Source organism: Amycolatopsis sp. (assembly GCF_036008905.1).
Lineage (GTDB): Bacteria > Actinomycetota > Actinomycetes > Mycobacteriales > Pseudonocardiaceae > Amycolatopsis.
Genome location: NZ_DASYMU010000033.1, coordinates 1 through 13,545 on the forward strand (window position 1 = coordinate 1; position 13,545 = coordinate 13,545).

The window sequence follows — 13,545 nt, forward strand, 5'->3', positions numbered from 1 at the left end:
GCGCGGCCCTGCTCATCAGGAAGGCGCCGCGCAGGTGCACGTTCATGACGGCGTCCCAGTCGTCGACCGTCATCTTGAACAGCATGTTGTCGCGGATGATGCCGGCGTTGTTGATCAGCACGGTCGGTGCGCCGAGCTCCTCGGCGACCCTGGCCACCGCGGCCTCGACCTGCTCGGCTTCGCTGACGTCGAGCGGAACGCCGACAGCCTTGCCGCCGGCCGAGACGATCGCTTCCGCGCCCTGTTTGACGCCGGTCTCGTCGAGGTCGAGCAGCCCGACGGCGAACCCGTCGTCGGCCAGCTTCTTGGCCACTGCGGCACCGATGCCGCGGCCGGCTCCGGTGACGATCGCGACACGGGAGTGGGACTCGGTCACTGAGATCTCCTCTTCATTGAGAAATATGCGCAGTGCGGTGCGCCGGTCGATTCTACGAACTAAGCGGTTGCTCAGTAACGTACCCGTAGTCGTTCGGCGTGCCAATTGGGTCTTTCCGGCTATGCCGGGGAGTGGGTCGCCTGCCGGCCGGGAATGATCGTGACCTTCCCCCGGATTTCGCCTGCCTCACTCCTGCGGTGTACCTCGGCGATCGCGTCGAGGGGGTACGACTCGGTGACGTCGACCGTCACGACGCCCGCGTCCACCAGCTTCACCAGCTCGGCCAACTGGGCCGTGTCGTAGCGGGCGACCAGCTGCGAAGAGGTCACACCGGGAGGTGCGGTCACCGGGGCCGCTGCGGAAATGATGACGCCCTCTCGCCGGACAGGCGGGACCCACGGTGGTGGGGTGCCGACCAGGTGGATCATCACGTCGACGGGGTCGACGCCGGAAGCGACGGAATTCTTTGTGTAGTCGATGATCTGGTCGGCGCCGTATCGCCGGACCGCGTCGAGGCTGCGTGGACCGGCGGTGGCCACGACGTGTGCGCCGGCGTGTTTGGCGAGTTGGACGGCGAATCCGCCGATGCCGCCGCCCGCGCCGTTGATGAGGACACGCTGTCCGGCGGAGACGTGCGGAAAGACTGTCTGCCATGCGGTGAGTCCGGCGAGTGGGATGGCTGCGGCGTCGGTGAGGGGGATGCTGGTGGGTGCGGAGACGAGCCGATCGCTCGGCGCGGCGACGTACTCCGCGGCCGCTCCGCCTTCAAGCCACCCGATGACCGGGCTTCCGGCCACTGTGCCCGCGACGTCCCAGCCGAGGGTGTAGGGCAGGGGAATCGGGAACAGTGACCACAGGACCCCGGACCGCAGGGCGAGCTCGGTCGGGTTGAACGACGTCGCCGCGACCTTGACCAGCACTTGGCCGGAGCCTGGTACCGGCTGGGGGACGTCGTCGATCCGGATGACGGATGCGTCACCGTGCTCATGGATTCGGGCGCTTCTCATGAAAGGACCCTATGATCCGACTCGGAGACAATCCATGGGTGAGAATCCCTATTACATATTCGATCGTCTCGCAGGAGAGACTATGGATTTGCTGAGCGACGTGATCGCGGTGATGCGCACCGGCGAGCCACGCTCGGCCAGGGTGGTGTGGAACGCCCCGTGGGGGCAATGGTTCGCGCCCGTGCCCGGTGCCGCGGGGTTCCAGGTGATCCTGCACGGGACCTGCTGGCTCATCCGGGCGGACGCGGAACCGCTGCCGCTGAGCGTCGGCGACGTGGTCTTCCTGCCACACGGTCAAGGCCACGCGCTGGCAGACAGTCCGACGACGCCGATCGACGCGGAGGCCTGTGACCCGAACGATCCGGCGTTCGTCGAGCGCTACGTGAACTTGCCGGAGGCGGGGACGGGCCCGAGAACCGTGACGCTGTGCGGTGCGTACCAACTGGATCCGGCTCGCGCGCATCCGCTCCTGTCGAGCCTGCCGGAAGTCGTGCACCTGCCTGCCCGCCTCGGCCGTGATCTCCGGGTCGCGGTCGAGCTGCTCGGCGCCGAACTGGAACGCCCCCGCCTCGGCACGGACGCGCTGATCCCGGCCCTGCTGGACACGTTGCTGCTCTACATCCTGCGCACCTGGTTCGAAGAACAACCCACGAACACTGTCACCGGCTGGGCCGCGGCGCTCAGGGATCCTTCGATCACCGCGGCACTGCACGCGATCCACAGCAACCCGGCCCGGCCCTGGACGGTCGCGACGCTCGCGGCCCAAGCCGGACTGTCCAGGTCGCCGTTCGCGAGAAGGTTCGCCGACAAAGTCGGCCGGCCACCGCTCACTTACCTGACCTGGTGGCGGATGACCATCGCCGCCCGGCTCCTCCGCGATACCGGCGAGCCCCTGAGCGCGATCGCCGGAAAGATCGGCTATACCTCGGAATTCGCTTTCGCCAGTGCCTTCAAACGGCAGTACGGCTCCGCACCTGGGAAACACCGCCGGACCTAGGAGTGCGGGCGGCAAGCACCAGACCTTCAAAGGCCGACTCGACCTGGAACGAGACGGCGGCCGTACCCCCGCGGCGGCGCTGCCCCTTATCTCCAGCAAGCGTCGGCTGAATCCTGCTCTTGACAAGAGATCACGCGAGAGTGAGGCTGTTCACATTCACCCAGTCAATCGTTTGTCCTACGCCCTGTTTTGTACAGGTCAAACGATTGACCTGTTCTGAAGGGAGACCCATGCGAGGGCGACTCCGGCGGTCCACGGTGTTGTGGGCCGTCGCTGGTGCGGTGGCATGCCTGATCACGTCTGCGCTGACTGTGCAGATCCCGGCGGCCGAGGCCACCTATCGGGCAGGCGGGAACGACACGATCCACGTCGCGCCCAACGGTCACGGTGGCCAGTGCTCAGCTTCGAACCCCTGCGGGATCGACGACGCACAGAGGAAAGTGCGCCAGCTGCGGGGAAAGACACCCGGTGACATCGTTGTGCGACTGGCCGACGGCACCTACCGGCTTGACAAACCCCTTGAATTCAGCGATCAGGACTCCGGTTCACCCGGCCACCAGGTCGTCTGGGAACCTGAGCCTGGCGCGAAACCGGTACTCAGCGGTGGTCGGCGGATAACCGGCTGGGCGCGCACCGACGCGGCACATGGTGTCTGGTCGGCCAAGGTCCCGGCTTCGCTGCAGACCCGGCAGCTCTACGTCGACGGAAACCGGGCGCCGATCGCCCAGGGCCCCGCACCCGTCGCTCTCACCCGATCCGGCGGAGGCTATGCCGCCGCCGATGCCGGCTACGCACAGTGGCGCAACCCGGCCGATGTCGAGTTCGTCTTCACCCGTGGCAACGGGGATTGGACCGAGTCGCGCTGCCGGGTGGCGGGGATCGACGGCACGAACATCGCCATGCAGCAGCCGTGCTGGGACAACGTCACCAACCGGCCCAAGCCGGCGATCCAGGCTCCGTACTACTTCCCGGATCTCGCCGCGAACGCGACCCCGACCCGGATCGAGAACGCCTACGAACTCCTGCATCCGGGGCAGTGGTATCTCGACAACGCAGCCCATGTCCTTTACTACGTTCCGCTCGGCGGAGCCGACCCCAACCGGTCGGACATCGAAGCTCCCACGCTGCAGACGCTGGTCTCCGGAAACGGCACGCTGGACAATCCGGTGCACGACATCGTGCTGAGGGGCCTGCAGTTCTCCTACGCGACCTGGCTCGACCCGAGCGGGCCCGATGGCTTTTCCGAGATCCAGGCCAACCTCCGCATTACCGGCGACCAGAAGGTGAAACCCCAGGGCACCTGCAACTTCACCCAGCCCGCCGGTACCTGCCCCTTCGGCGCCAACGCGCAGGAACCGGCCAACGTCACCTGGCGGGCGGCGAAGAACGTGACCATCGAGAACAACACGTTCACCCATCTCGGCGCCGCGGGGCTGGCCTTCGCCTATGGCAGCACGCAGAATCTGGTGCGGGGCAATACCTTCACCGACATTTCCGGTATCGGGGTGATGCTCGGCAGCTCGAACGACCCGCATCCCTCCGACGTGGGAGCCAATGACCGCGAGATCAACGTCGGCAACCGCGTCGAGAACAACTACATCCATCACATCGGCGTGGAGTACCCAGGGGCGGACGGGATCTTCCTCTTCTACACCAGGCAGACCACGGTCGCACACAACGAGATCGCGAACGTGCCGTGGGATGGGATCGACAGTGGTGCGAACGCTGGTCACCTCAACACCGCAGATCACCCCGATGTCACCACGAACATCAATGCCGACAACGTCATCGCCGACAATCTGGTGCACGACTTCCACTCCGTGCTCGCCGACGGCGGCGCGATCTACCTGGAAGGGCACCAAGGTGAGACGCTGCGGAAGCCCGACGGCAGCATCGACGAGGAGGCGAGTTTCCAGCACGGCACGCACGTGACCGGGAACGTGGTCTACAACGACCTCCACAGTGGACTGACGCTGTACAACGACATCGGGAGCCAGTGGATCACCTGGAACCGCAACGTGGAGTTCAACAACGGCGCGGGCAACGGTGGCTGCGCACCCAACGGGCACCTGCGGTTCATCGGCAACTATCATTCCGATCAGATCGCGGTGTACCCGTGTGGGCCGCCGGCGGTAGACCTGCAGTACTCGGCCAACGTCGAAATGCCGTTGAAGCCGGGGGCGGCCGATCTGCCGCAAGACATCGTCGCGAATGCCGGCCTGGAGCCAGCTTACCGCTTCCTCTCTACCACGCAGGCGCCCCGCGTGGCTTCGGTCACCCCGCGAAAGGGGCTCGCCACTGCCCCGACCGACGTCCTGATCACCGGTTCGGGTTTCACCGCGGGTTCGGCGGTTTCGTGGGCCGGTGCACCGGCCACAGCGGTCAAGGTGCTTTCGCCGACCTTCATCGTGGCGACGGCTCCGGCCGGGGCCTCGCTCGCCGAAGCGGCCGTGACCACATCAGCGGGTAGCTACGCCGGTCCATCCGGGCTGCCCCTCGCGGGGGTGACCGCGGATTCGATGGACGACGAAGTGTTTTGGCGCAGCAGTTTCGATGCCTACAACGTGGTCGATCTCAACCAGAACACCTACTGGTCGTCGGCGGCAACGGCAATGCCGCACTGGATCCAGGTGCAGTTCACCCATCCGGTGAAACTGGGCAAGGTCGTGGTCAAGGCACGCCGACTCGGCGGTCTTGCGATACCCGGGTTGACCGTCAGTGCCTCGGCCGGCGGGGCCCCGCCACAGGTGGTGGGCACCGTGTCCGGGAATGCGGCGCAGGACGTCTCGTTCTCGTTCCCGGCGCCGGTCAACGCTGACACCATCCGGGTCCAGGTCGACAGTGCGACCTATCAGGGGTCGCCGCGGAACAACGCCGATCTGGCCGAAATCGAGTTCTATGACCAGGCCGGAAACCGGCTCGGCCACTGAGATTGTCCGCCCGGTGGGCGAAGCAGCGATTTGTTCGCCCACCGGAACCGGATGCGCCAGGTTGGCGTCTGCGTCGCCCAGCGTGACCAGTCGTTCAGGAAAGTACTCGTAGCGGCTCGGCTTCGGCCGTAGCCGGTGTCAGGTCCAGCCGGGTGGGTAGCACCAGCGAGGCGATGGCGAGCACGCCGGTCAACGCCATCAGCCGTTCGACCAAACCGAGGGGGATCAGCATCCACCACCGGTCGTCGTTGGCCGCCGCCACCACGATGGCGCCGATGATCACGCCGAACCACAGCAGCGACACGATCGACAGCCCGACGCTCACCCGGCGCCTGATCGGCGAGTGCGTGAACACCGCGCGGCTCGCCAGCAGGACCGCGATCGGCAGGCAGACGAAGGCGACCACGCTCGCCACGCGGTGGATCGTGCCGCCGATGTTCGGGCCGATCGCCCAGTTGTTCTTGGGGTACGCCACGATCAGCAGCAGGCTGACCGTCCACAATGCACAGAAGGCCGACGCGGCGGAGAAGGCGGCGATCCGCCGTTGCCGGACCAGTGCGGCGAAGCCCGCCACCGAGCCGAGCGCGACCAGCGCCAGCGCGATGTCGAAGATCCACTTGCTGGGGCCCAGCGCGTATTCGCTGATGGTCCGGCGGATCGGGCTGATCGTGTCGGTCGGCGGCATCACCTGCAGCAACAGGATCAGCGCGGCACCCACGGCCATCGCGGCCACGGCGAACAGGGGAAGGAGCGCTCGTCGGCGGCTCACCTGGGGTGACTGCATGGAGTTCACCCTAGCGACCCCATCTGTGAAGTTTGTGAGGTTTTCCTGTCGGCCCGCTGTCGGCGGTGCAGCGGTTCGGCACCGGGAAACGGCCGTTTTCCTGGGTCTATGCCGGTGGTGAATGTGCAACACTGTTCTTCACATCTTCGTCGGATTGGCGCGAATCGTGGAGACACCGGAAAGCGAGCGGACCACGAAAGTCGTGCGCGCGACCGGGCGGGAGCGTGCGATCCAAGCTGCCTACGAGTTGTTCAGCCGTGACGGCACCCGCGCGGTCGGGATCGAAGCCGTCATCGCCAGGGCGAATATCGCGAAAATGACGCTGTACCGGAACTTCCCGTCCAAGGACGGCCTGATCCTGGCGTTCCTGGACCGCCGGGAACAGCTGTGGACGCAGGACTGGCTGCTGACCGAGACCAGCCGGATGGCCGACACCCCGCAGGGGCGGCTGCTCGCGATCTTCGATCTGTTCGGCGACTGGTTCCGCAGCCCGGATTTCGAGGGCTGCGCGTTCATCCGGGTGCTGCTGGAGATCACCGACCCGGCCAGCGATGTCCGCCAGGCCAGTGTGCGGAGCCTCGCGAACGTCCGTGTCTACCTCGCCGACCTCGCCGCCGCCGCGGGGATCGCCGACCCGGACTCCTTCGCGAGGCAATGGCACATCCTGCTGAAGGGTGCGATCATCTCCGGCCAGGAGGGCGATCTCCAGGCCCCCGCGCGGGCGAAGGAAATGGGCGAGTTGCTGCTGCGCCATCACGGCATCGCCGTGGGACCGGTCAGTTCAGGGACAGGCTGACGAGCCAGCCGGGATGGTCGGTGGTGCCCGCCATGTCGAACTTCGTGCCGCTCGTGAAGGCGAACCGGGTGGTGGCGAAGACATGCTGCACGTCGCTGTCGCCCTTGCGGAAGAAGCCGCTGGGGTTGCAGTCCTGGACTTTCGGGCTGCCCTGGTAACGCAGGTTCATATCCCCGGCCACGATCACCGGCGCCGACGCCGCGTAACCCACCGCGCGGCCGAGGAGTTCCTTGCACTGGGCCAGTGCGATGGCGCCGTTGCTCGAGGAGAGATGGGTGGTGCACGCGGTGATCGTCCCGGCGGGAAGGCAGGCCCACACCCGCTTTTCGGAGCCGCTGTCCTGCGCGGTGTAGCGGCCGTCGGCGCCGGTGGTCCCGGCGAGCGCTTCGGCGACCATGACGATGTTGCCGTAGTCCTGGCCGTTCACACATTTGACCGGCGTCCCGTCGGGGCGCTGCGCGGCGGCGAACCGGGTCCGGGCGGCGCCCATCGCCGCGCGCAACGGCTCGACGTCCCCGGAGCAGGCCTCGTTGACCGACAGCACCTGCGGTTTCACCGACGAGATCACGGACTTCGCCTTGGTCATCACCCGATCGCCGGTGTAGCAACCGGCCACACCGCTGTGGCAGATGTTGAGCTGGAGGACCTTCACCGGGGTCGCGGCCGCCGCCGAACCCGGCACCAGCGCGCAGCCGATCCCCATCAACGCCGTCACGACCACACTGCGGAAACGCGTCATGCCTGACTCCTGCCCCGAAGCGCCCGGACGGGACTCATGGTCCCGCGGGTGATCGTGTCGCGCAACGGACCCACGTTCGGCGTAAGCGGTCAGATCGCAACCACTAAGCCAGGCTGTCCGTTCGGGCAAGTTCGCGCGCTATGCGACTTGTGGCGGTTCCTTCGGGGTTTTCCCGTGACTAGGGTCTCGGGGCCGGTCGGCCCTGCGGTCGATCGTGGCGTCGAGAAAGGGGCGAATGTGGGTCGTTCACCAAGACAGAAGCGGGTTGGGCAAGGTGTTGCCGTCGCGGCCGCTGTAGGGCTGTTGATCGGCGGCTCGGCCGCGGTGAACCAGGCGAGCGCGGGGGACAACGTGGTCCGCGCCGACAAAGCCGTCGCGAGGTCCTGCTTCGGTGCGCTGGCGGCCAAGGGAACCGCCGGAACCGACCGCCGCGACGTGACGTCGACGGTCGACGGCCTGGTGCAGGCCCGGCTGAAGCCCGGCTCCGGCGCCGCGAGCGACTGGGACCTGGCGGTGTTCGACCAGGCCACCGGCGCGGTGGTGGCGGCTTCGGCCGGCGTGCGCAGCTACGAGCTCGCCGAGAGTTTCGTCAAGAAGGGGCAGAAGCTGATCGTGCAGGCCTGCCACTACGCGGGTTCTTCGCGCAGCGCGACGCTCGGCGTCGACTTCCTCGCGCTGACCCCGCAGGGCACGCCGACGGCGACGCCCGCCCCGCCGCAGCGGGCGCAGATGGTCCGGGTGGAAACCCCGACCAAGAAGGAAAAGAACCTCCTCCTGGCGTCCGGGCTGGACGTCACGGAGAAGGCCGACGCGACCGGCGTCGAGGTCGTGATCGCCGACGACGAGGACCGCACGACCCTCGCGGGCACCGGACTGGCGTCGAAGGTCGTCGAGGCAGATCTGTCCGCGAAGTCGATCGCGAACGCCAAGGCCGACACCTCGTACGCCGCGAAGACTCCGGCGTCCGCCCTCCCGTCGGGCCGGACGACCTACCGCCACCTGTACGAGTACGAGTTCGAGATGAAGGAACTCGCCCGCAAATCCCCCGACCTGGTCCGCGTGTTCGCGCTGCCCAACCGGACGCTCGAAGGCCGTGACGTCATGGGCGTCGAGATCGGCACGAATGTCAACAACCTCACCGACGGCAAGCCGGTCAACTTCACCATGGGGGTGCATCACGCCCGTGAATGGCCGGCCGGTGAGCACGCCATGGAATGGGCCGTCGAGCTCGTCAAGGGCTACAAGGACAACCCCGAGATCCGCGGCCTGGTCGGCAAGACGCGCAACATCGTCGTGCCGATCGTCAACGTCGACGGCTTCTCGATTTCCCGTGAAGCGGAGCCGAAGGGCGACTTCTCGCGCTTCGACTACGAAATGAAACGCAAGAACTGCAACGCTTCCGACTCGCCCGCCGCGTTCGCGACCGGTGTCTGCAAGGCCAACCCGGGCGGTCGTGAGCGCGGCACCGACCCGAACCGCAACTACGCCGGCTTCTGGGGCGGCGCGGGCGCGTCGTCGAACTGGCGCAACGACACCTTCCGCGGCGCGGGCCCGTTCTCGGAGCCCGAGACGCAGAACATTCGCTCGATCGTGTCTTCGCGGCAGGTCACCAACCTGATCACGTTGCACACCTTCTCGAACCTCGTGCTGCGCGTGCCGGGTGTCGCCGACGTCCGCCCGCCGCTCGACGAGCCGGCGTACAAGGCACTGGGCGACAAGATGGCCTCCCGCAACGGGTACACGAGCCAGCCGTCGTGGGCCCTCTACGACACCACGGGTTCCACCGAGGACTGGTCCTACTTCGCCACCGGCGGCTGGGGCTTCACCTTCGAGATCGGCAACACCGAGTTCCACCCGCCGTTCGAAACCGGTGTGGTCGCCGAATACGCGGGTCTCGCGCCCGCGGCGGGGGCCGGCAAGGGCGGTAACCGCCAGGCGTTCGTGGACATGCTCGCCAACGCGGCCGAGCCCGGCACGCACTCGACGCTGATCGGTTCGGCGCCGAAGGGCTACGAACTGAAGCTGCACAAGACGTTCCAGACGCCGACCTCGCCGGTGATCCAGCCGGACGGTTCCACCAAGCCGCCGATCTACGTGACCGACAACCTCGATTCGAAGCTGTCGTCCACCGGTGGCCGGTTCGCGTGGTCGGTCAACCCGTCGACGCGGCCGTACGTGGCCGGTCGGTACGGCCGCGATCCGCAGGGCCCGCCGCAGCAGCCCGCCGCGCTGGTCAACCCGGCCGGGATCCCGGCGATCAACACCGACTACCCGAACGACAGCGTCAACGTCGAGACGGCGGCCTTCCACGTCGACGGCCTGCCGGCGGTCGACAACGGGAAGTTCACCGTGGCGATCGACTGGGCGAACGCGGACACCGACTGGGACGTCTACGTCTTCGACTCGGCGGGCACGATGGTCAGCTCGTCGGCCAATGGTGGCACCACCTCGGAACGCGCGACCCTGTTCGACCCGCCCGCCGGTGACTACATGGCGGTCTTCGTCAACTACGCGCAGGCGGATCCCGCCACCGCGGACGACTGGGCCGGTCGCGTCGAGTTCGCGTCGCCGATCCCGCCGACCTACGGCCCGAAGGAGGCGTACCAGCTGACCTGCACCTCGCCCAAGGGCAAGATCGTGGGGCTGACGGACGTCTACGCCGAGCGTGGCCAGACCGTCGATGTCGGCGAGGTCTGCACCCGTTCGGCCCGTGCCACCAAGGAGCGCGGCACGCGGTAGCCCGATCCCGTACGGCCACCATGGCCACCTTGGTCGCGCTGGATGCGACCAAGGTGGCCATGGTGGCACTTCAGGCGGCGTCGCCGACCACCTGGCGGCGTACCGCGCGGAACGCCTTACTGTCCACTGTGGAGGGCTCGACGGCCAGCCAGGCGCCGATCTCGTGCACGAACTGCTCGGGTGTCATCGGCGGGATGTCCGCGTCGGCCGGTTCGTCGGTGGTGATCTCGCCGTCGCGGCTGGGGTAGACGATCAGCACCCCGCGCACATCGACGTCGGGCAGCAGCTCCTGGAACGCGTCCACTCCGTCGGGCAGCAGGCTGCCGCCGCCGCGGAACGGCCGGTTGTCCCGCCAGAAACCGGTGTCGTCGGTAGTGTAATGCCCGGGCAGCCAGGTCTTCGACTCGATCAGCACGAGCCGCCGCCCGCAGAGCACCGCGTGGTCGACGTCGGCGAACACCGAGCCGGGCCACGCGAGACCGTGGAACACCCGCGCCCCGGGCATCTTGGTGAGATATGTCGTGAGCAGGCCCGCGGTGAGGCGTTCGGCCACCTGGTCGGGGTCGTCGCCGGGCCTGCCGAACACCTGGCGTGCGCCGAATTCGTCCGCGAAACCCCGCTCGGTCCTGGCGAGCGCGCGGTACCGCAAGATGGTCCAGCGGATGATCGCCGCGACCGCGACTGCCAGCACCAGCCAGCCGACGACCACCCCGGCGTCGAGTTCCACCTGCAGCAGGATCGGGAGCACCAGCAGGCCCAGCCCCGCCACCGCGCCGGCCGCCGGGCAGTGCCCCGGCCCGCTGACACGGTCGTGATGGAGCCTTTCGTCGGCGTCGACGTCCTCCCACCACTCGATGGCCGAGATGTCCAGCGCGGGGGATTCGGGGACGTAACCGGGATCCTCGCCGAACCGGCGGGTGCGCTCCGCGATCGTCGTCCGCCGCGGCCGCCAGCGCGTGGCCGTCCGGCTCGTGCTGGTGCTGGTACGCACCGGTTCCGGAGGCGGGGGTGGTTCTTCTTCGTACTCGTCGTCTTCGTCGTAGTCCGCGCGGCGATCCGGGTCCGACAGCGTGTCATAAGCGCTTCGGAGGAGGTGGAACATGCCCGCCGTGCCGCCCGCGTCGGGATGCGCGGCCTTGGCCAGCGCTCGATAGGCGGCCTTGATCTCCGCGGGAGAAGCGTTTCGGCGGACGCCGAGCAGCTCGTAGTAGTCGACCTCGTGCACGTACCGGTTCCGCCTTCCCTGACAGCGCCGAAACACTATGGGATCGGTACCGGCACAGGCGAACCGCCTCGGCGACGCAATCGGGTGGTTTGGCGAAAGCGCAGTTCAACGGGTTGTGGAACCAAGCTGTGAAAGCAAGCTGTGTAATCAAGGGACCGCCGGCCCCCCTTCAGCCGGCGGTCCCAAGCACGGGTGTCACCTCCGGGCGAGCGCGTAGTTCCGCTGGTACGCGCCGCTCTGGTAACGCTGGGGTTGTGCGGCCCGGTAACGCTGTGACTGCGCGGACAGCGGCACCGGGACGGACTCCGTGTCGGTACGTGACCGGGCGACCCAGCGCCAGCCCGCGAGAACGGCGACGACCGAACCGATGACGGCGAGGACGAAAGCGAAGCGGAGCGGACCTTCGAGGTCGGCGGTGGTCAGCAGCACGATCGCCCAGAGCTGCAGGGCGGTGAACGGGATCACCAGGGCCGCGGCGTATACGCCCCGGCGCCAGCGACGTGGCTGCGGTGTGGGGAGAAACGGGTCCATGGTGGCCCTCCTTCGATTGCGGTAATGCTCATGCAACCGTCGAAAGGGCAAAGGCTCTGCGTCACCTGACACACTCAGTGGGCCAGTCTTCTCAGTTCACCCATTCGGTGGATCGTGTAGTGGACTCGCCCAGTGGTGATGACACCGCTTTTCCGCAGTTCCCGCAAGATCCTGGCGAGGGTTTCCCTCGAAAGCCCGATCGTGGAAGCGAGTTCGTCCTGGGTCCCCGGGGCGGTGAGCTCGACGTCCGTGCCGGACGGCTTGCCGTAGCGCACGGCGAGTTCCAGCAGCAGCAACGCGACCCGGCGCTTCGACGAACCACCGCTGACGGCGACCCCCTGGAAACTCCCGTCACGCAGCCTGTTCGCCAGGATGCCCAGCAGCGCCCAGGCGAACTTGGGCTGGGTCTGGCACAGCGCCGCGAAGTGCTGACCGCGCATGGTGAGCACCTCGACGGCGTCGAGCGCCTGCAGGGTCGCCGTCCGCGGGCCGTCGACGAGCGTCGCGACTTCACCGAGGATGTCGCCCGCCGTCCGCAGTGCGAGGAGAAGGGGGCGCCCGTCCCCGTCGGTCGTCAGCACGCGCACATGCCCGGACCGGATGACGAGCACACTGCGGCTCGGATCCCCTTCGCGTACGAGGAATTCGTTCGGTTCGTAGTTGTGCACGGTGGAAATACCCACAACCGCGGCCTTCTCGGCCGGACCGAGCTTCGCCCAAAAGCTGTCCGGACCGTCCATGATCCCAGACTGGCCGAATTCCGGTTCTTCGCACAACCGTGATCACTCGTCTGACGGTAAAATGAGATTCGCTTCACGTCGCGGAGATCCGGGGAGGTGGTGCGCGATGTCGGAAGTCCTTGCCGTCAACGAGCAGCGGCATCGCACCATCGTCGTCGTCGACATCGCCCGGTTCACCGATCCCGTCCGCACGGAACTGCACCAGCGCGTGGTTCACCAAGGGCTGTACGAGGTGTTGGAACAAGCTTTTGACGAGTCCGGTATCCGGTGGAAAGAATGCGATTCCGAGGATCGGGGGACGGCGCGCTAATCCTTGTCCCGCCGCAATTTCCGAACGTCGCGCTGGTCGACCACCTGCCCACGAGGTTGCTCGCGGGCCTCCGCCGATACAACACCGCTCACGCGGCCGAGGACCGTGTGCAGTCGCGGCCGGCGGTGAACTCCGGCGAGGTGCGGCTCCGGCGGCCTGCTGGCCGTCATCGCCGCGGACACCTTCTATCAGGACGTGATCCGCCACGACCCGGCCACGGATCCGAAGCCGTGCCGCCGCCTCGAAGTCGAGGTGAAGCAGACCCGGGCGATCGCCTGGCTCCGCCTGCCGGAGATGAACGGCTACGCGGATCGGCCCAGACCGGTCCGGCACGTCCTCTGCGCCATGATGGCGGCCTGGCCGAACTGATC

Annotated in this window: 13 protein-coding genes; 6 read left to right on the forward strand and 7 right to left on the reverse strand. The window is 67.4% G+C overall.

The annotated features are described in order from the left end of the window. Both VGP60_RS06205 and VGP60_RS06210 read right to left on the reverse strand, forming a co-directional pair. On the reverse strand, positions 1-376 hold a 376-nt coding region (locus tag VGP60_RS06205), incomplete at its 3' end, for an SDR family NAD(P)-dependent oxidoreductase (RefSeq protein ID WP_327546895.1). 119 nt (positions 377-495) lie between these two features. Then, positions 496-1,383: an NADP-dependent oxidoreductase gene (locus VGP60_RS06210; RefSeq protein WP_327546896.1), complete on the reverse strand. Its 888-nt coding sequence runs from the start codon at positions 1,381-1,383 to the stop codon at positions 496-498. A gap of 82 nt (positions 1,384-1,465) precedes the next feature. Here VGP60_RS06210 and VGP60_RS06215 point away from each other — a divergent pair, with 82 nt between their 5' ends. Both VGP60_RS06215 and VGP60_RS06220 read left to right on the forward strand, forming a co-directional pair. Then, positions 1,466-2,380 carry an AraC family transcriptional regulator gene (locus VGP60_RS06215; RefSeq protein WP_327546897.1) on the forward strand — a complete coding sequence of 305 codons (915 nt, stop codon included), beginning with the start codon at positions 1,466-1,468 and terminating at the stop codon, positions 2,378-2,380. Between the two features lie 230 nt (positions 2,381-2,610). After that, on the forward strand, positions 2,611-5,310 hold the full coding sequence (locus VGP60_RS06220; RefSeq protein WP_327546898.1) for a discoidin domain-containing protein: 2,700 nt from the start codon (positions 2,611-2,613) through the stop codon (positions 5,308-5,310). A gap of 94 nt (positions 5,311-5,404) precedes the next feature. Here VGP60_RS06220 and VGP60_RS06225 read toward each other — a convergent pair whose 3' ends face one another. Then, a complete protein-coding gene (locus tag VGP60_RS06225; RefSeq protein WP_327546899.1) occupies positions 5,405-6,094 on the reverse strand; it encodes a DUF998 domain-containing protein in 690 nt (229 codons plus the stop codon). A 154-nt stretch (positions 6,095-6,248) separates the two neighbouring features. On the opposite strand from VGP60_RS06225, the gene VGP60_RS06230 reads away from it, so the two are divergent. Beyond that, a complete protein-coding gene (locus VGP60_RS06230) occupies positions 6,249-6,890 on the forward strand; it encodes a TetR/AcrR family transcriptional regulator (RefSeq protein WP_327546900.1) in 642 nt (213 codons plus the stop codon). On the opposite strand, the gene VGP60_RS06235 is transcribed toward VGP60_RS06230, so the two are convergent. Next, positions 6,871-7,629: a hypothetical protein gene (locus VGP60_RS06235; RefSeq protein ID WP_327546901.1), complete on the reverse strand. Its 759-nt coding sequence runs from the start codon at positions 7,627-7,629 to the stop codon at positions 6,871-6,873. The two genes, VGP60_RS06230 and VGP60_RS06235, sit on opposite strands and share 20 nt — an antisense overlap. Before the next feature lie 303 nt (positions 7,630-7,932). Here VGP60_RS06235 and VGP60_RS06240 point away from each other — a divergent pair, with 303 nt between their 5' ends. After that, positions 7,933-10,368 carry a M14 family zinc carboxypeptidase gene (locus VGP60_RS06240; RefSeq protein WP_327546902.1) on the forward strand — a complete coding sequence of 812 codons (2,436 nt, stop codon included), beginning with the start codon at positions 7,933-7,935 and terminating at the stop codon, positions 10,366-10,368. Between the two features lie 70 nt (positions 10,369-10,438). Here VGP60_RS06240 and VGP60_RS06245 read toward each other — a convergent pair whose 3' ends face one another. From VGP60_RS06245 to VGP60_RS06255, 3 genes are all read right to left on the reverse strand, one after another. Further along, positions 10,439-11,593 (reverse strand): DnaJ domain-containing protein, encoded by a 1,155-nt coding sequence (locus tag VGP60_RS06245; RefSeq protein ID WP_327546903.1) that lies wholly within the window; start codon positions 11,591-11,593, stop codon positions 10,439-10,441. A 195-nt stretch (positions 11,594-11,788) separates the two neighbouring features. Continuing rightward, positions 11,789-12,124: a hypothetical protein gene (locus VGP60_RS06250; protein WP_327546904.1), complete on the reverse strand. Its 336-nt coding sequence runs from the start codon at positions 12,122-12,124 to the stop codon at positions 11,789-11,791. A 74-nt stretch (positions 12,125-12,198) separates the two neighbouring features. Then, positions 12,199-12,864 (reverse strand): Crp/Fnr family transcriptional regulator, encoded by a 666-nt coding sequence (locus VGP60_RS06255; RefSeq protein WP_327546905.1) that lies wholly within the window; start codon positions 12,862-12,864, stop codon positions 12,199-12,201. Positions 12,865-12,970: 106 nt separating this feature from the next. Between VGP60_RS06255 and VGP60_RS06260 the strand changes: the two genes are divergently transcribed. Further along, the gene (locus tag VGP60_RS06260) at positions 12,971-13,174 is read left to right on the forward strand and encodes a hypothetical protein (protein ID WP_327546906.1); all 204 of its coding nucleotides are present in this window, start codon (positions 12,971-12,973) and stop codon (positions 13,172-13,174) included. A gap of 195 nt (positions 13,175-13,369) precedes the next feature. After that, positions 13,370-13,543, forward strand: a complete 174-nt coding sequence (locus VGP60_RS06265) for a hypothetical protein (RefSeq protein WP_327546907.1) — start codon at positions 13,370-13,372, stop codon at positions 13,541-13,543. The last annotated feature ends 2 nt before the right edge of the window (positions 13,544-13,545 follow it).